Origin of the sequence: Pseudomonas floridensis, from assembly GCF_002087235.1 — a bacterium.
GTDB lineage: Bacteria > Pseudomonadota > Gammaproteobacteria > Pseudomonadales > Pseudomonadaceae > Aquipseudomonas > Aquipseudomonas floridensis.
Genome location: NZ_MUIO01000041.1, coordinates 1 through 18050, shown reverse-complemented (window position 1 = coordinate 18050; position 18050 = coordinate 1). Strand labels below are relative to the sequence as shown.

16 protein-coding genes are annotated in these 18050 nt (G+C 59.4%); 4 read left to right on the top strand and 12 right to left on the bottom strand.

What is annotated here, in order from left to right; genetic code table 11:
- The coding region (locus tag BZK31_RS30565; protein WP_482822362.1) for an RHS repeat-associated core domain-containing protein at positions 1-643 on the top strand (643 nt) is incomplete at its 5' end.
- 43 nt (positions 644-686) lie between these two features.
- Here BZK31_RS30565 and creC read toward each other — a convergent pair.
- From creC to rloA2, 3 genes are read right to left on the bottom strand one after another with little or no spacing between them, the layout of a single operon-like run.
- Complete coding sequence (creC, locus tag BZK31_RS12370; RefSeq protein ID WP_083183092.1) at positions 687-2114, bottom strand: two-component system sensor histidine kinase CreC; 1428 nt, start codon at positions 2112-2114, stop codon at positions 687-689.
- Entirely contained in the window at positions 2114-2794 is a 681-nt protein-coding gene (gene creB / locus BZK31_RS12365; protein WP_083183090.1) for a two-component system response regulator CreB, read from the bottom strand. The genes creC and creB overlap by 1 nt, the downstream gene beginning before the upstream one ends.
- Positions 2795-2853: 59 nt before the next feature.
- On the bottom strand, positions 2854-3357 hold the full coding sequence (gene rloA2 / locus BZK31_RS12360; protein ID WP_083183088.1) for a retropepsin-like aspartic peptidase RloA2: 504 nt from the start codon (positions 3355-3357) through the stop codon (positions 2854-2856).
- 192 nt (positions 3358-3549) lie between these two features.
- Here rloA2 and BZK31_RS12355 point away from each other — a divergent pair, with 192 nt between their 5' ends.
- Together BZK31_RS12355 and BZK31_RS29845 are read left to right on the top strand one after the other, a co-directional pair.
- The gene (locus tag BZK31_RS12355; protein ID WP_083183086.1) at positions 3550-4443 is read left to right on the top strand and encodes an acyltransferase; all 894 of its coding nucleotides are present in this window, start codon (positions 3550-3552) and stop codon (positions 4441-4443) included.
- Positions 4444-4517: 74 nt separating this feature from the next.
- Positions 4518-5549 (top strand): RHS repeat-associated core domain-containing protein, encoded by a 1032-nt coding sequence (locus BZK31_RS29845; RefSeq protein WP_157900728.1) that lies wholly within the window; start codon positions 4518-4520, stop codon positions 5547-5549.
- 18 nt (positions 5550-5567) lie between these two features.
- Here BZK31_RS29845 and BZK31_RS12345 read toward each other — a convergent pair whose 3' ends face one another.
- On the bottom strand, positions 5568-6134 hold the full coding sequence (locus BZK31_RS12345) for a DUF2780 domain-containing protein (protein WP_083183082.1): 567 nt from the start codon (positions 6132-6134) through the stop codon (positions 5568-5570).
- Between the two features lie 232 nt (positions 6135-6366).
- Here BZK31_RS12345 and BZK31_RS12340 point away from each other — a divergent pair, with 232 nt between their 5' ends.
- Positions 6367-7422, top strand: a complete 1056-nt coding sequence (locus tag BZK31_RS12340) for an RHS repeat-associated core domain-containing protein (protein ID WP_083183080.1) — start codon at positions 6367-6369, stop codon at positions 7420-7422.
- A 137-nt stretch (positions 7423-7559) separates the two neighbouring features.
- Here the strand turns inward: BZK31_RS12340 and fdhA are convergent, their stop codons facing one another.
- The 8 genes from fdhA to alaC all read right to left on the bottom strand — a co-directional run bounded on the left by fdhA (position 7560) and on the right by alaC (position 17926).
- Positions 7560-8759: a formaldehyde dehydrogenase, glutathione-independent gene (gene fdhA / locus BZK31_RS12335; RefSeq protein ID WP_083183078.1), complete on the bottom strand. Its 1200-nt coding sequence runs from the start codon at positions 8757-8759 to the stop codon at positions 7560-7562.
- Between the two features lie 126 nt (positions 8760-8885).
- The gene (locus BZK31_RS12330; protein ID WP_083183076.1) at positions 8886-9743 is read right to left on the bottom strand and encodes a formyltetrahydrofolate deformylase; all 858 of its coding nucleotides are present in this window, start codon (positions 9741-9743) and stop codon (positions 8886-8888) included.
- A gap of 120 nt (positions 9744-9863) precedes the next feature.
- Positions 9864-10496 carry a sarcosine oxidase subunit gamma gene (locus BZK31_RS12325; RefSeq protein WP_083183074.1) on the bottom strand — a complete coding sequence of 211 codons (633 nt, stop codon included), beginning with the start codon at positions 10494-10496 and terminating at the stop codon, positions 9864-9866.
- A gap of 39 nt (positions 10497-10535) precedes the next feature.
- A complete protein-coding gene (locus BZK31_RS12320; RefSeq protein WP_083183072.1) occupies positions 10536-13556 on the bottom strand; it encodes a sarcosine oxidase subunit alpha in 3021 nt (1006 codons plus the stop codon).
- Positions 13553-13849: a sarcosine oxidase subunit delta gene (locus tag BZK31_RS12315; RefSeq protein WP_083183071.1), complete on the bottom strand. Its 297-nt coding sequence runs from the start codon at positions 13847-13849 to the stop codon at positions 13553-13555. Before BZK31_RS12315 ends, BZK31_RS12320 begins: the two co-directional genes overlap by 4 nt.
- Before the next feature lie 14 nt (positions 13850-13863).
- Positions 13864-15114, bottom strand: a complete 1251-nt coding sequence (locus BZK31_RS12310; RefSeq protein WP_007248069.1) for a sarcosine oxidase subunit beta family protein — start codon at positions 15112-15114, stop codon at positions 13864-13866.
- A 17-nt stretch (positions 15115-15131) separates the two neighbouring features.
- Positions 15132-16385 (bottom strand): serine hydroxymethyltransferase, encoded by a 1254-nt coding sequence (gene glyA / locus BZK31_RS12305; protein WP_083183068.1) that lies wholly within the window; start codon positions 16383-16385, stop codon positions 15132-15134.
- A gap of 323 nt (positions 16386-16708) precedes the next feature.
- On the bottom strand, positions 16709-17926 hold the full coding sequence (gene alaC, locus BZK31_RS12300; protein WP_083183096.1) for an alanine transaminase: 1218 nt from the start codon (positions 17924-17926) through the stop codon (positions 16709-16711).
- Positions 17927-18050: the final 124 nt, after the last annotated feature.

Here is an 18050-nt window from a genome sequence, read left to right as displayed (position 1 = left end):
ATTCAACAGCCCGGACAGTTTGAGTCCGTTCGGCAAAGGCGGCTTGAATGCGTATGCGTACTGCCTGGGTGATCCGGTCAATCGCAAGGATCCAACGGGGCGTGGGGCGGTCATACCAGGGTTGTATGATTTTCTTTTGAATACAGTAAGCCGCTTCAAAAACCCCTTCCAAGAACCGCGCAATTTTGCACCCCTGCGTTTACATAACTACAGAAAAGACGGAGCGCTCGGTTTATATGATCAGGTGAAGAAAAATGGAACCATCTCTTTGGTTATTGATACGCATGGAGACGACCCAGGGCCGGAAGGCAAACCCGCCATCTTTGTGCAAGAAGACCTGGCCGTGGGACCTAAACGCTTCGCCAGGCACGTCAAAAAATATGACATTGCCCGATACAAAGGTATTCATCTCGTCGCATGCTATTCGGCAAACCTTGGTGAAAAATCCATTGCAGCGGTGCTGGCGAAGCAAACAGGTCTACCGGTCAAAGGCTATGAAGGAAAGGTAATGGTTTCGGAGTTGTGGAACAGCGTACATCAAGAAAATAGGCTTGAGGGGATTTACAAAGAACTTCCACCCTACCTGTATAACCCAAGAACGTTTTATCCTGACGGCACTCAATCGGCCATCAGAAAATCTTGAGCTCCGCACTGATGCTGCGCTGAAAAAGCGCAAGCATCGACACTCAATCAACGAACGGCAACCGCAGGCTCACCTCAACCCCACCGTGCACATTGCCAATATGCATTTCCCCGTCATGCAGCTGCACGACTTCTTCAACGAAGTTCAGTCCCAGCCCGGTGCTTTTTCGGCCGCTGTCCGGACGCGGCAGTGAATAGAAACGTTCGCTCAACCGAGGCAAGGCATAGTCGGGTATCGGCGCTGCGTCGTTGTAGAGCGTGATGCGAAGGCGCTCGCTTTCCTGCGTGGCGGTCAGTTTCAGTAAACCGCCTGAGGGCGTGAAATCCAGGGCGTTGTCGATGAGATTGCCCAGCGCCTGAATCAACAGAAAACGCTCGCCCAGCAGGCGCAGACCGTGCTCGAGCTGTCTTTCGATGCGCAGGCCATGCTGCTCGATGCGAGCGCTTCGCGCTGACAGCAGATCGTCGAGCACATCTGCCAGGATTATCTCGACCTTTTCTTCCAGTCCTTTGCGCTGCTCCACCATGGCCAGGTTCAGCAGCCGCTCGATCAACTGCTGCAATCGTGCGCTCTCGTCCTCGATGTTGCTGACAAAACGCCGGCGCTGCTCGCCGGGCATATCATCCTGTAGCAGCTCGGCGGCGCCGCGAATCGCGGCCAGCGGGCTTTTAAGCTCGTGGGTCAGCGTGTGCACGTAGCGCTCGACGTAGGCCTTGCCTTCCAGTTGCGTGCGCATGTACTCGACCGCTGTGGATAACTGCTCCAGCTCACCACCCTGGTAATGCGGCAGCTCGGCGCGTCGCCCCTCGCTGACGGCCTGGGCATAACCGGTCAGGCGTCGCAGCGCCGCACCCAGCCACCAGGAAAACAGTGCGCCCAGTAACAGCCCCAGCACTATAAGACCCGCGCCATACCACAGCAGCCGCCGTTCGGCGCGATCGACATAAGGTTGCAACGAGCTGTTGGGTTTGGCGACTGTGACCACACCAATGATGTTGCCGTTGTCGCGAATCGGCGCGCCGACGTGCATCACCGAGGAATTTGGATCGGTCGGATCACTGCGCGTAGAACGAGCGCCATATTCGCCGCGCAGGGTGAGGTAGACGTCGTTCCAGCGCGAATAATCCTGACCTACCGCCAGCCCACTGGAGTCCAGCAGCACGATACCTTTGGCGTCCGTAACGTAAATACGATTGTTGACCTGATTCTTCGGCAGGCCCCAGATGGTCGCAGCAGGCTGACGCAGACCATAGGCCTTGAGCGCTTCCGGCAGGCGGCTCTGGTCCAGCGTGCCGCGGCTGACATCGTCGTGGAGAATCTCGGCCAGCAGGTTGGCCGTGTCCACCAGCGTTTCTTCAGTGGACTGGCGCACGCCGGGGCGCACTTCCTTCATGACCGTGCTGAGCACGAAATAGCCGGTCAGGCCGATGAACACGGCATAGACCAGAAATATCCGCACGCTCAACGGCATCAGCTGTGTCCCGGACTGAAGCTGTACCCGAGGCCGCGATGGGTCTGGATCGGCTCGGCATCGGCCGCGATAAGCCGCAACTTGGCGCGCACGCTCTTGATGTGGCTGTCAATGCTGCGCTCGTAGCCTGCATCGACGGCAACCCCTGTCGCATCGAGCAATTGCTCGCGGCTGAACACACGTTCAGGCTGAGCCAGCAGGCATTGCAGCACGCGGAATTCGTGACGGGTCAGGCTCAGCGGCTGATTGCGATAGCTGATCTGAAAACGTTCGAGATCGACCCTGAACGGCTCGTTTTCCGGTACCGATGCCGGGCGCGGCTGCACACGCTTCAGAATTGCCCTGACCCGGGCAGCCACTTCTCGCGGGCTGAACGGCTTGACCACGTAGTCGTCGGCACCAATCTCCAGCCCCACCACACGATCGATTTCAGCGTCGCGAGCGCTCAGGAATATCACCGGCACCTCGCTGAAGCGTCGCAGCTGCTTGCAGGCTTCGAAACCGGTGATGTCGGGCAGGCCGATATCCAGAATGATCAGGTCGGCGGGCGATGTCCGCTGCTGCTCGACAGCCTCCTGACCGAGGCTCAGCCAGGAAGTGGTGAAACCTTCGCTTTGCAGCACATAGACCAGCGTGTCGGCAATCGCGGCTTCGTCTTCGACAATCAATATGTGCGGCATGGCATCCGAGCGCTGGGAGAGAGGGCGAAACGTTGCGCGATTTCAGCCCTCGTCGTCAATCAGCAATCGGGTTTGTCAGCGGTATAACGGCGTGCCGGATTGACCGCTGCATCGAACTCGCGCAGTGCCTTGGCACCGATGAGCAATGGATAGTTGAAATGGCTGCGGTCAACCAGGTTCACTTCGACGGTGCGTTTCTTGTCGCCCAGGCAAAGCTCCATGTCCACGACCGGTCGCTTGGTCGGATCGATCACTTCGTCGTCCTCGTCATCACCTTCGGAGCGGCCTTTGATCTTGCTGATCCGCGAGACCTTGTGCTCGTACACCTTGCTGTCGGCATCCTTGGTCGCCAGTCGGAAACGCACCCAGTCATCGCCGTCACGCTTAAACAGCTCGATGTCTTTGGCCGACAGCGAGGCGGTCAGCGCGCCGGTGTCCATCTTGGCTCTGAAGGTCTGCCCGACGTCCACCACTTTGATGTTTTCATAGCGACCATACAATGTCGGTTCGGCTGCCATCACAGGCAGAGCAAGCAGGGACAACAGTGCCAGAATCGGTTTCACGTGGGAGGTTCCTCGCAATGGACAACGCCTGATTGGCGCCCGTTTTTAGACAGCGAACCGGCCGTTGGTTCGGCGGTTCAAGATTCGGCGAGCATAATCGCCCGCACATGAAACATTTGTAAGCACCTGTGTAATTGGCGTAAAACGCGGGGGTCTTTATCATTGCCAGCCCTGAACGTTCAAGAGTCTCTTATGCGCCGTGTGCTCACCGGCTGTCTAGTCGCCACGCTCCTGCTGATCAACACGCTGGTGCTGATTGGTCCGTTACTGGTTTTCGCCCTGCTCAAACTGCTGTTCAGAGGCAGAATGCGCGACCGCTGCTCCCATGCCGTGATGTGGATCGCCGAAACCTGGGCCGAGATCGACAAAGTCATTTTCGCGGCCTGCATCCCCACGCAATGGGACATTCGCGGTGACGAAGGTCTGCGCAGCGACACTTCATACCTGGTCATCAGCAACCATCAATCATGGGTCGACATTCCCGCACTGATTCAGGCGCTCAACCGGCGCACGCCGTTCTTCAAGTTTTTCCTGAAAAAAGAGTTGATCTGGGTGCCGCTGCTGGGCCTGGCGTGGTGGGCGCTGGATTACCCGTTCATGAAACGCTACACCAAAGCCTTTCTCGCCAAAAATCCGGAGCTCAAGGGCAAGGATCTTGAGATCACCAAGGCGGCCTGCGAGTTGTTCAAGCGTCAGCCGGTGACCATCGTCAATTATCTGGAAGGCACGCGCTTCACATCAGCCAAACACTCGGCCCAGGCCTCGCCCTACACCAGACTGCTCAAGCCCAAGGCCGGTGGCGTGGCATTCGTGCTGGCGGCCATGGGTGAACAGCTCGATGCCATTCTGGATGTGACCGTGGTGTATCCCGGCTCACGCATTCCGGGCTTCTGGGACATGCTCTGCGGACAGGTGCCCAAAGTGATCGTGGATATCCGGACACGCCCGATGGACCCCGCGTTGTGGCAGGGCGACTACGAAAACGATCCGGTATTTCGCGAAAAAATCCAGGGCTGGGTGAACCAGCTCTGGATCGAGAAAGATGCGCGCATCGCAGCGTTGCGGCTGGAGACCGCTCAACGCTAGCTAGCTGTTTCGACAGGTAGACGGGTTGTCACAAGCGGATGAAACTGCTCTGTATAAGACAGGGGAGACTTCCCATGCCCGGTTTAACTTCGCTCGGTGTTTACCGTTATGACGCAATGGATCGCCTGGCATGTTGCATGCCTGCGGTGCGGGAAACCATCAGGCGGTTCTATCGGCAAGGCCATCTGGCTAACGAACTCGAGGGGGCTATCGGCCACACGTTACTGCGCGCCGAGGGTCATCTTCTGGCACTTGCCTGCCAGCCTGTGAACGACACACACAGCGATCTGTTGGCCACAGACCGCGCAAATTCGGTGTCGCACAGCGTCAATGCTCAAACGCATCAAGCCTTTTCCTACACGCCTTACGGCTCCTCAGCGACAGAGCGTCCGTCTGGCATGCCAGCGTTTACAGGCCTGATAACCGATCCAGTCACGGGCCATTACCTGCTGGGCAATGGCACCCGTGCCTTCAATCCCGTCCTGAGGCGCTTCAACAGCCCGGACCCCTTCAGTCCGTTCGGTGAGGGCGGCCTCAACGCTTATGCTTATTGCCAGGGTGATCCTGTCAATTACACCGATCCCTCCGGGCGATTTCCCATAGGCGCCTTGGGAGTGGCTGCCGTGTGGCTGAAAAAGACGTTGTTTATGCCGATCGCCAAAAAAAACGGCATGACCGATGAAGACGGCATTGCACAAACCATACGTAAAGCACTGGAAAGAAATAAAGCTGCACCCAGAAAGATGACACCAGCCAGAACTTACCTTGACAACGCCACCAGGCAGTTGGACAGAAACTCCCCGTTTGTCCAGAAGCTCGTGTCGGTCAACCTGAACCTCGCCAGCCACGGCGATACCAACCTGACGTATCAGCAGGCTGTGAACTATGCTGCGCTGGCGAAACAGGTGAGCAGAGGAAAGATAAGTAATGCAACCGCTCACATTTACGCTGCATCCATGTGGGCTCACAAGCTGCGCACCGAGGGCCAGAGCCCCAGTTCTCTGGTCGGCCTGGCTTTCAACCTTGCAGGCGCCATGGCATCAGGAACTATAGATCACGCGCTCCTGAAAACCGGCGCCGCAATTCGAAAAGGATCAGGGCACTGAAGCAGGACCAGAGCCTGATCAGCTACCCGCGCCCCACAGTCCGCTCAGGCTTTGCAATGCCGAACCGCTGGCCCCTTGCTGACCGAGGTACTGCAGAATCACCGGGACAAACTGGCTGACCATTGTGCTGTCCATGCCCAGAGCCTTGAACGCGTTATTCACGTCACCCATGCTTTGGACATTGCCCAACGCACTGTCCAGCATCGAACTGCCGCCCGATGTGTTCCCACCCAGCAGCTTGCCAAGGCCATTGGTGCCGCCCAGGCTGTCCAGCGCCGAAACACCCGACAGTTGCTCCAGTCCCGGTACCGATCGGGCCAATTGCGAGTAATCGTTGCCTGCCAGCTTGTTCTTCGCCAACCCCAGCAACGCACCTGTGCCGCCAACCGCCTGCTCAGGAGTAACGTTGAGCTGAGAGCCCAAGGCATTGAGCAAACCGGCAGCTTCGGGAGCTGCCGTGGCTTTCTGATTACCGTTGGTGGCGTTGGAAACCGCATTCGCTGCGTCATTCAGGTTGAAGGCAAACACCGGGCTTGCTGCCAGGCTCATCATTGTCGCCAGTACCATCACGCGTGCAGTCTTCATTCGGTCAACCTCATCAAACCTGAACCGCCCGTAGTGGACGGTAAAACAGACGATTTGACTGAGCGGGCCAAGCCTTGTTCCCGCAGCCACCGACGGGATGGCGGTTATTTCCTACACGACCGTCAGGAAAGGCTTTGGGGTCGCCGGCGCTGACACTTATGACAGCTAGGCAGTAAAAGGAGCCAGGCACACACTTACCTTTGGATGGTTGACCTTCAACAGGAGAAATCCGATGACATCTGAGGAACCTGTAACGCTTTGCCGTTACTTTTATGACGCCCTTGACCGCCTGGCTAGCAACGCCCCCGCGGGTCTGGACAGCGTACTGCGGTTCTATCAAAAGAACCGGCTGACCACGCAAATCCATGGGCTTATCCAAAGCTCGCTACTGCACGCGGACGATCATCTGCTGGGCTGGCATGAGAAGACGGGCAGCGCGATTCTGGCGACCGACCACCAGAATTCCGTAATGGCCAGTCAGGCACAAACATTTACCTACACCCCTTACGGTATCCGCCATTCGTCAATCGACCCGATGAGCCTGCCGGGCTTCACCGGTCAGCCAGTCGAACCGGTGACCGGCCATTACCTGCTGGGGAACGGCTATCGAGCGTTCAATCCGGTACTGATGAGGTTTAACAGTCCGGACAATTTGAGTCCATTTGGAAAGGGCGGTTTGAATGCTTATGCATACTGTACGGGGGATCCGGTTAATCGGATTGATCCAGAGGGAGAATGGGGGGTAAAGGAGATGATTCTTCGTAACGTAACACGCTCTCCCGTCAATCGATCGTCCGCTCCGATTAATCAGCCGTCCTCTCCGGTCAATCGAAGATCCATATCGCCACCTAGACGAACCGCTTCGCGCACCCAGGAACTCGAGCTGTTCCTTAATTCACCGCATTCAGCCCGACGGGGCGCCTTTTCTCGCTCAGTAGCTGACACCTACGCTACTCAGCCCTCAATCAACAGAAATACGAATCCTGTGGGCTCTGTCAATCAACCGAGAAGGGAGCCAACGGCTTCACGCACACATGCGAGCGACACAACGAATGCTGGCACTCGCAGAAGAACAATACCAAGAACTCCTACAGCAAGCTCCTCCACGCCCGACACTGTTCCAGACCGGGCTGTCATTCAGGCTGAATCAATAACCTTGCAGGATATGCAATACACTCGCGTGACAATTGAAGTGCCCAACAATATGGATGCCTTGGCAATGATCCGCAGTGGGCCAGATAACCAGCCTGACGTTCAAGTTGGGTTTCGTCACCGCCCAAGACAGTAATCACCGTACATAACTCAATACGATGACCCGAACCCTGAGAAATATTTCACCGATACACAAGCGGGCTCATCATTGATTCAGGAGCGACTGGCGTCGCTCCTGAATTCATTCACCACGCTCGAAACACACTTCGAACTTCACGCCGCACTGAACAGCTTGTGCGGATCGATCACAAACTTCTTCGGCACGCCCGCATCGAATTCGCCGTAGCCGCGCGGTGCGTCGTCGAGGCTGATGACTTCGACGCCCACCACATCGGCAATCTTGATGCGGTCCCACATGATGGCCTGCATCAACTGACGGTTGTACTTCATGACCGGGGTCTGCCCGGTGTGGAAGCTGTGGGATTTGGCCCAGCCCAGGCCGAAGCGGATGCTCAGGCTGCCCATTTTCGCGGCTGCATCCACAGCCCCTGGGTCTTCAGTGACATACAACCCCGGAATGCCGATCTTGCCTGCCACACGCACCACGCCCATGAGCGAGTTGAGTACGGTGGCGGGTGCTTCCGACCGGGCGCCGGCATGACCATGCCCCCGCGCTTCGAAGCCCACGGCGTCGATGGCGCAATCCACTTCAGGCTCGCCCAGCAACGCAGCGATCTGTTCGTGCAGGGGCGTGTCCTGTGACAGGTCGGCAATCTCGAAGCCCTGCGCCTTGGCATGCACCAGACGGGTCGGGTTGACGTCGCCGACGATGACCACCGCCGCGCCCAGCAGTCGGGCGGATGCCGCCGCCGCAAGGCCAACCGGCCCGGCACCTGCCACGTACACAGTGCTGCCTGGACCAACGCCCGCCGTCACTGCACCGTGATAGCCGGTGGGCAGGATGTCGGACAGGCAGGTCAGGTCGCGGATCTTCTCCATTGCAGCGTCGCGATCCGGCAGTTTGAGCAGGTTGAAGTCGGCGTACGGCACAAGCACGTATTCCGCCTGACCGCCGACCCAGTCGCCCATGTCGACATACCCGTAAGCACCGCCAGCGCGGGCCGGGTTGACGGTCAGGCATACGCCGGTGTGTTGCTCTTTGCAACTGCGGCAGCGACCGCAGGCCACGTTGAACGGCACGGACACCAGATCGCCGACCTTGAGGTGCTCCACGTCGCGTCCGGCTTCCAGCACTTCGCCAGTGATTTCATGGCCCAGTACCAGACCGGTCTGGGCCGTGGTGCGGCCACGCACCATGTGTTGGTCCGAGCCGCAGATGTTGGTGGAGACCACGCGCAGAATCACGCCGTGTTCGATACGCTTGCCGCGTGGGTCTTCCATTTTCGGGAAAGGAATGCTTTGCACTTCGACCTTGCCAGCGCCGAGATACACTACACCGCGATTACCAGACATGCTTTCACCTCGCTTTTATTGTGTTGTAGCGGAGAAATGCGCTGCTTTGAGTGGCTGTTGCGGCAACGCACCGATTGCTCTGGGTTGCTTGTGTCGATTGATGGATTTGCCAGGGAGCTGAAATAGCTACAGCACTACTGTCCTGTTGGCGTTGAGAAACACCCGCCGTTCAATGTGATACCCCACCGCCCGGGCCAGTGTCAGCCCTTCGATGTCCCGACCCTTGGCAATCAGGTCTTCGGGATAATGACTGTGATCGACCACTTCCACACCCTGGGCAATGATCGGACCTTCGTCCAGGTCGTTGTTGATGTAATGCGCCGTGGCGCCCACCAGTTTCACGCCCTTGTTGTAGGCCTGATGGTAAGGCTTGGCGCCTTTGAAACCGGGCAACAACGAGTGATGAATGTTGATCGCCTTGCCATCGAGCTTGCGGCACAGGTCCGGCGACAGCACCTGCATGTAACGGGCAAGGATCACCAGTTCGGCACCGGACGCCTCGATAACCTGCCAGACCCTGGCCTCTTGCGCCGGTTTGTCGTTCGGGTCGAGAGGGAAATGGTAGTACGCAATTCCGTGCCACGCTGCCAGCGGCTCTAGATCGGGATGATTGGACACCACGGCGACCACGTCCATCGACAGCTGATTGATGCGCTGGCGATACAACAAGTCATTCAGGCAGTGGTCGGCCTTGGACACCATGATGACGACTTTCGGCCGGTAGTTGGGTGCGGTCAGTTCGAAGATCATGCCGAACGCGCTGCCCCGCTCGGCCAGGCCTGCGCGGAAACCTTCTTCGTCGAAGCCTTCAGGCTGACGAAACTCGACACGAATGAAAAAACGGCCTGACAGACGATCATCGAACGAGTGGTGTTCGGTCACGTAGCAACTCTGCTCGAACAGAAAGCGGGTCACCGCATCGACCGTGCCCAAAACGCTGGGGCAGTCGGCAGTCAAAATCCATGTATCGGGGGCGCGACTCATTAAGCGAATACTCCTGAATTTCTATGGTCTGCCCATGCTTCGCCACCGCTCACTGGCAGCGGTGCGGCCTGGCCGGGAGCGAGCTTGCTCGCAAAGACGCTGGATCAGACGCCACTCACTTCAAGCCTGAATACTCAAGCCATACTCGGCCGACGCATCCTGCAACCACAGCCACCAGTAATCGGCGAAGCTGCGACGGATGAGCAATTCCCAGGTTTCTTCGCCAGTGCGACGGATCACCAGTTGCGACTTGGCAAACACCGTACCGACTGCCTTGCCCACCGGAAAGGTGTCCGGGTGTACATCGTAGCTGGTGGACTTCATCAGAACCTGGCGCACCTTGGGGCCGGTCAGTTCGAGAATCGACTGGCCGCCGCTGACGTTGACGATCGCGATGTGCAAACCGGTCAGTGCTTCGCGCAGTTGCTGTTCTGCCGCCAGTTCTTCACCGCTCGGCACGATCAGCAGCCACTCATCCGGCCCCATCCACTGCAACGAACGTTCACCGCTGGTGACCAGCATGAGCGCAGCGGGCAGTTCCATGCCGAGCGCCTTGTGCACGCCCGCAGCAAACGCTGGATCGTGGGCATCTCCGCGCAGGGTCAAATGACCCAGCAGTTTCTTCTCGCGTAAAAACACACCCGGACTGGCCCGGCCCTTGCCGACGAGGCTTTCCAGACTCGCGTGAAACAAAGGCGATTCGGCCTTGATGTCGGTGCCCGGGCGCTGTGAGTAAACGTTGACTGTAGTCATGGATCACCTGTTTTGAATTCTGTTGTACCGCAACGCACATCACTCCACGTTCTGGCGCTCGCCCTTCGGATCGAAGAACACCGATGACACGATTTCGGCTTCGATCACGCTGCCATCGGCCAGCGGCGCGAAGACTCGCTCGCCCATGCGGTTCAAGCCGCCTTTGACCACGCCCATCGCAAACGAATAGCCCAGTGAGTTATGCGCGTAGCTGGAGGTCACGTGACCGACCATGCTCATCGGAATCGCCTGTTTGGTGTCGAACACCAGTTGCGCGCCTTCCGGCAGCCACTGGGTCGGATCGACCGGCTTGAGGCCGACCAGTTGCTTGCGTTGCTCACGCACGCAATCTTCGCGGTTCATGCCACGCCAGCCGATCCACGAGAACGGTTTGGTGCGACCGACACACCAGCCCATGTTCAGGTCATCCGGGGTCATCGAGCCGTCGGTGTCCTGACCGACGATGATGAAGCCTTTCTCGGCCCGCAGTACGTGCATGGTTTCAGTACCATACGGCGTCAGGTTGTACTGCTTGCCTGCCTCGACGATCTTTTCCAGTACGCCCATCGCGTAGTCGGCCTGGATGTTGACCTCGTAGGACAGCTCGCCAGTGAAGGAAATACGGAACACCCGGGCCGGCACGCCTGCGACCAGCCCTTCTTTCCAGGTCATGAACGGAAACGCGTCACGGCCCAGGTCGATGTCGGTGACCTGACTGAGCAGCTTGCGGCTGTTGGGGCCGGACAGGGTCAGGGTCGCCCAGTGATCGGTCACGGATGTGAAGTAAACCTTCAGGTCTGGCCACTCGGTCTGCTGATAGATTTCCAGCCATTGCAGAACGCGTGCAGCGCCGCCCGTGGTGGTGGTCATCAGGAAGTGGTTGTCGGCGAGACAGGCGGTCACGCCGTCATCGAAGACCATGCCGTCTTCCTTGCACATCAGGCCATAGCGCGCCTTGCCCACGTCCAGCCTGGTCCAGGCGTTGGTGTAGATGCGGTTCAGGAACTCGCGGGCGTCCGGGCCCTGGATGTCGATCTTGCCCAGGGTCGATGCGTCCAGCAGGCCGACGCTGTCACGCACGGCTTTGCACTCGCGGGCGACGGCGGCGTGCATATCTTCACCGTTTTTCGGGAAGTACCACGGCCGCTTCCACTGGCCGACATCTTCGAACTCGGCTCCGTTTCTGACATGCCAGGCATGCAGCGCGGTGAAGCGCACCGGCTCGAAAACGTGACCGCAGTGCCGACCGGCAATCGCGCCGAAGGTCACCGGGGTGTAATTGGGGCGGAACATGGTGGTACCCATTTCCGGGATCGAGACGTTCAGCGACCGGGCGGCGATGGCCAGACCGTTAACGTTGCCCAGCTTGCCCTGATCGGTGCCGAAGCCCAGCGCGGTATAGCGCTTGACGTGCTCGACCGACTCGAAGCCCTCGCGGGTCGCCAGTTCGATGGCCGCTGCGGTGACATCATTCTGCAGATCGACGAATTGCTTGGGGGCACGGGCGGTGCCTTTTTCGTGCGGCACCTGAAACAGCGCCAGGGTTGGCTCTTCGGCGCGGCTCAGGGCTTTGGGCATGACGCCTTCGACCACGTTGAACCCGGCTTCGCTGGCAGCGCGCACGCCACCCTCGAAGCCATCGGCCAGGCTGTCAGCCAGGCTGTAGACACCGTTTACACCACCGACGCAGACGCGTTTCTGCGGGGCTTCGCCGGGGACGAAACCCAGGATCTCTTCGCGCCACACCGGTTTGCCACCCAAGTGCGAAGCGAGGTGAACGATCGGGCTATAGCCGCCGGAACTGGCGACCAGATCGCACTCGAGCCATTCGCCGGGACTGGTCACGCTGTGGGATTTGATGTCGATCGCGGCAACGCGTGCCGCCGTAACCCGCTTGCTGCCTCGGGCCTCGATCACCGCACTGCCGGTCAGGATGCGAATGCCCTTGGCACGCGCCTCTTCCACCAGCGGGCCACGCGGATTGTGGCGCGCATCGGCAATCGCCACCACGGGCAGGCTGGCGTCGAGCCAGTCCAGCGCCACGCGGTAGGCATGGTCGTTGTTGGTGGACAGGACAAGCTTCTTGCCCGGCGCAACCCCATAACGACGCACGTACGTGGACACCGCACCGGCCAGCATGTTGCCGGGCACGTCGTTGTTGCCGTAGACCAGAGGACGCTCGTGGGTGCCGGTCGCCAGCACCACACGCTTGGCACGGACGCGGTGCATGCGCTGGCGCACCATGCCGATCGGTGCACGATCACCAAGGTGATCGGTCAGGCGTTCGTGAATGGTCAGGAAATTGTGGTCGTGGTAGCCGTTGACCGTGGCACGAGGCAGCAGGGTCACGTTACGCAGGCCTTTGAGTTCGGTAACCACTGTGGTCACCCATTCGACCGCCGGTTTGCCGTCCAGGCTTTCACGGCTGTCGAGCAGGCTGCCGCCGAACTCTTCCTGTTCATCGGCAATGATTACCCGTGCACCACTGCGCGCAGCAGCCAGCGCCGCCGCCAGACCGGCCGGGCCTGCACCGACGATCAGCACGTCACAGTGCTGGTTCATCGCATCGTAGCTGTCCGGGTCGTTCTCGGTCGGCGAGCGACCCAGACCTGCGGCCTTGCGGATGTATTTTTCGTAAGTCATCCAGAATGACTGCGGGTACATGAACGTCTTGTAGTAGAAGCCTGGCGGCATCAGCTTGCCGCCAACCTTGCCAAGAATGCCCATCACATCGTTGTTCACACTCGGCCAGCCGTTGGTGCTGGTCGCGACCAGCCCGGAATACAGCGCTTGCTGAGTGGCGCGGACATTGGGGATCTGCGTGGCTTCGGTCGCGCCGATCTGCAAGACGGCGTTCGGTTCTTCGGAACCGGCCGCGAAGATGCCGCGTGGACGCGAATACTTGAAACTGCGACCAATGATGTCAACGCCGTTGGCCAGCAAGGCGGACGCCAGAGAGTCGCCCTCGAAGCCCTGGTAGGTCTGACCGTTGAAGGTGAAATTCAGCACCTTGCTGCGGTTGATGCGGCCGCCGTTGGGCAAGCGGTTGTTCTGGCTCATACCTTGTCTCCCTTGTCCGTGAACTGCGGCCTGGCGCCAATCGGATAGGTTTCGAGAATCTCGTAGGTCACGGTGTTGCGGGTGGCGTTGAAGTACTGACGGCAACCGGCGGCGTGAATCCACAGCTCGTGGTGCAGACCACGAGGGTTGTCACGGAAAAACATGTAGTCGCCCCACTCCTCATCGGTGCAGGCGCCCGGGTCCAGCGGACGCGGAATATGTGCCTGTCCGGCCGGATGAAATTCCTCTTCGGAGCGCAGTTCGCCACAGTGAGGACAGAAGATATGCAGCATGGGTGTTTCTCCTGTTAGTGGGCGACCGCGGCAGCGCCGTGCTCATCGATGAGTGCGCCGTTATGAAAACGGTCAATGGAGAAAGGCTTGGCCAGCGGGTGCATTTCGCCCTTGGCCAGACTGGCGGCAAACACGTTGCCCGAGCCGGGAGTGGCCTTGAAGCCGCCCGTGCCCCAGCCGCAGTTGAAGAACATGTTCGGAACCGGCGTCTTGGAGATGATCGGGCAAGCGTCCGGCGTGGTGTCGACGATGCCGCCCCACTGGCGGTTCATGCGCACGCGGGACAACACCGGGAACATCTCGACGATGGCCTGGATAGTGTGTTCGATCACCGGATACGAGCCGCGCTGGCCGTAGCCGACCCAACTGTCGATACCGGCGCCGATGACCAGGTCGCCCTTGTCCGACTGGCTGATGTAACCGTGTACGGCATTGGACATGATCACGCTATCGATGATGGGCTTGATCGGCTCGGACACCAGCGCTTGCAGCGGATGAGATTCAATCGGCAAGCGAAAGCCTGCCAGCCTGGCCATGTGACCGGAGTTGCCTGCGGTCACCACGCCAACGCGCTTGGCACCGATGAAACCCTTGTTGGTTTCAACGCCAATGCACACACCGTTTTCCTTACGGAAACCGATGACCTCGGTCTGCTGGATCAGGTCAACGCCCAGCGCGTCGGCGGCACGGGCAAAACCCCAGGCCACGGCATCGTGACGCGCTACGCCGCCACGGCGTTGAACGGTCGCGCCGATAATCGGGTAACGGGTGTTCTTCGAGCAGTCCAGATAGGGAATTTCTTCCGCCACTTGCTTGCCATTGAGCAACTCGCCGTCCACCCCGTTAAGGCGGTTGGCGCTGACGCGACGCTCCGAATCCCGCATGTCCTGCAGGGTGTGGCACAGGTTGTAGACGCCACGCTGAGAAAACATGACGTTGTAGTTAAGGTCCTGCGACAGGCCTTCCCACAGTTTCATCGCGTGCTCGTACAAATGAGCCGACTCATCCCACAAATAGTTAGAGCGCACGATGGTGGTGTTACGGGCGGTGTTACCACCACCCAGCCAACCCTTTTCGACCACCGCAACGTTGGTAATGCCATGCTCCTTGGCCAGGTAGTAGGCCGTGGCGAGACCATGCCCGCCGCCACCGACGATCACGACGTCGTAGACCTTTTTAGGAGTCGGCGTGCGCCACATGCGCTGCCAGTTCTCGTGGTGGCTGAGGGAGTGCTTGAGAAGGCCGAAGCCTGAGTAATGCTGCATGTAGGGCTACTCCTGACTCAGCGATAAACCGGGAAATCGGCACACAGTGCGGCGACCTGACCTGCAACATCGGCCTCGACATCGGCATCGCCGAGGTTATCGAGAATGTCGCAGATCCAGCCGGCCAGTTCGACGCACTGGGTGACCTTGAAGCCGCGCGTGGTAACGGCCGGGGTGCCGATGCGCAGGCCGGACGTCACGAACGGCGATTGCGGATCATTCGGCACCGAATTCTTGTTGACGGTGATGTGCGCACGCCCCAGCGCGGCGTCGGCATCCTTGCCGGTCAGGCCCTGACGGATCAGGCTGACCAGAAACAGGTGGTTGTCGGTGCCGCCGGAGACAACATCGAAACCGCGATCGATGAACACTTGCGCCATTGCCTGGGCGTTATCGATCACTTGTTGTTGATAGGCCTTGAAGCCTGGCTCCATCGCTTCCTTGAAGCACACGGCCTTGCCGGCGATGACATGCATCAGCGGGCCGCCCTGACCGCCGGGGAACACGGCGGAATTGAGTTTCTTCTCGAGCTCTTCGTTGGCCCGGGCCAGAATCAGCCCGCCACGCGGACCGCGCAGGGTTTTGTGTGTGGTGGTGGTGACCACATCGGCGTAAGGCAGCGGATTGGGATACAGACCGGCGGCGACCAGACCGGCCACGTGAGCCATGTCGACGAACAGATAAGCGCCCACCTTGTCGGCGATTTCACGGAAACGCGGGAAATCCAGCGTCTTCGAATACGCCGAGAAACCGGCAATGATCATCTTCGGCTTGCTCTCCAGCGCAATGCGCTCGACTTCGTCGTAGTCGATCAGGCCGGTCTGGGTGTCGATGCCGTACTGCACGGCGTTGTACAGCTTGCCGGAAAAACTGACTTTTGCACCGTGGGTCAGGTGACCGCCATGGGCCAGACTCATGCCCAACACGGTGTCGCCCGCCTGCAACAGCGCCAGATAGACCGCCGCGTTGGCCTGGCTGCCGGAGTGGGGCTGAACGTTGGCGTAATCTGCACCGAACAATTGTTTGGCTCGCTCGATGGCCAGTTGCTCGACCTTGTCGACGTGCTCGCAACCGCCGTAATAGCGCTTGCCGGGATAGCCCTCGGCGTACTTGTTGGTCAGGCCGCTGCCCTGGGCCTGCATCACGCGCTTGCTGGTGTAGTTTTCCGAAGCGATCAGCTCGATATGGTCTTCCTGACGCTGCTCCTCGGCATTCATTGCCGCCAACAATGCGTCGTCATAACCCTGGATCTGGTCTTGCTTGCTGAACATCGCGGTTCTCCCAGCGGCGGCGCTGCGCCTGACTTATCGGTAAGACAGGTGAACTGTCCTTTGAGAGCGATGGTATGGCCGACACCGACTGACCAGATGCCTACGGACGCCACACAAAGGTGCGTTTACGACATGGATGCGTGAGCGGCAGGAAATGCCTGATTCCAGCGCGGAAGCGGCTTTGTCCACGAAGGCTGACTGACAGCCACTCGCTACGGGCGCAAGACAGCGCTGCTGTGGCTTCCTTGACTTGAGACGACCTTTCAGCAGGCAAAAAAAATCCCCCGGTAGCACTCGGGGGATTTTGTTCAGCCGTGTCGCAATCAGACCGCCTTGCCCGGCAGTTGCCCGTCGGCGCGGAACATGCCACGAATACCGCGCACTGCCTGGCGAATCCGGTCCTGATTCTCGATCAGGGCAAAACGCACGTGATCGTCGCCGTACTCACCGAAACCGATTCCCGGCGAAACACAGACCTTGGCTTCGAGCAGCAGCTTCTTGGCGAATTCCAGCGACCCTAGGTGCGCGTACGCTTCCGGAATTTTGGCCCAGACATACATCGACGCCTTGGGGTTCTCGACCATCCAGCCCAGTTCGTGCAGCCCTTTGACCAGCACGTTGCGGCGCTGGCGATACTGTTCGGCGATGTCGAGCACACATTGCTGATCGCCTTCCAGCGCGGCGATGGCCGCGACCTGCAGCGGCGTGAAGGTGCCGTAATCGTGGTAGCTCTTGATACGCGCCAGGGCGTTGACCAGTTCCGGGTTGCCGACCATGAAGCCGATTCGCCAGCCCGCCATGTTGTAGCTCTTGGACAGGGTGAAGAACTCCACCGCAATGTCCTTGGCACCCGGAACCTGCATGATCGACGGCGCTTTCCAGCCGTCGTAGACGATGTCGGCGTAGGCCAGATCGTGCACGACCAGAACGTCGTATTGCTTGGCCAGCGCCACCACACGCTCGAAAAAATCCAGCTCGACACACTGCGCAGTGGGGTTGGATGGAAAGCCGAGAATCATCATCTTCGGCTTGGGGATCGAGCCACGAATGGCTTTTTCCAGCTCGGCAAAGAAATCCACACCCGGCACCAACGGCACCGAGCGCACCTGAGCGCCCGCAATCACGGCACCGTAGATGTGAATCGGATAGCTCGGGTTCGGCACCAGCACGGTGTCGCCCTGATCGAGCGTGGCCAGCATCAGGTGCGCCAGGCCTTCCTTGGAGCCGATGGTGACGATGGCTTCGCTCTCGGGATCGATATCGACCTCGTAGCGCTTCTTGTACCAGTTGGAAATCGCCCGACGCAGACGCGGAATGCCACGCGAAGTCGAGTAGCCGTGAGTGTCTTCACGTTGGGCGACGGTCACCAGTTTTTCAACGATGTGCGGCGGCGTGGCCCCATCGGGGTTGCCCATGCTCAGGTCAATGATGTCTTCACCACGGCGTCGAGCAGCCATCTTGAGCTCGGCGGTGATGTTGAACACGTAAGGGGGGAGTCGATCGATGCGCGCAAAGCGGCGCGGCGAACCTTGGTCAGCCATGAGAATCTCGCAGACGTAAGCGCCCGGAACCGTCCGAGCGACGTTGGCCACATGAGGCGGCCTGCTGCGGAAGATAAATGCAGTAATGGCGTTTTGTCTATAGCGGTGGGAGCCAACTGTCTTT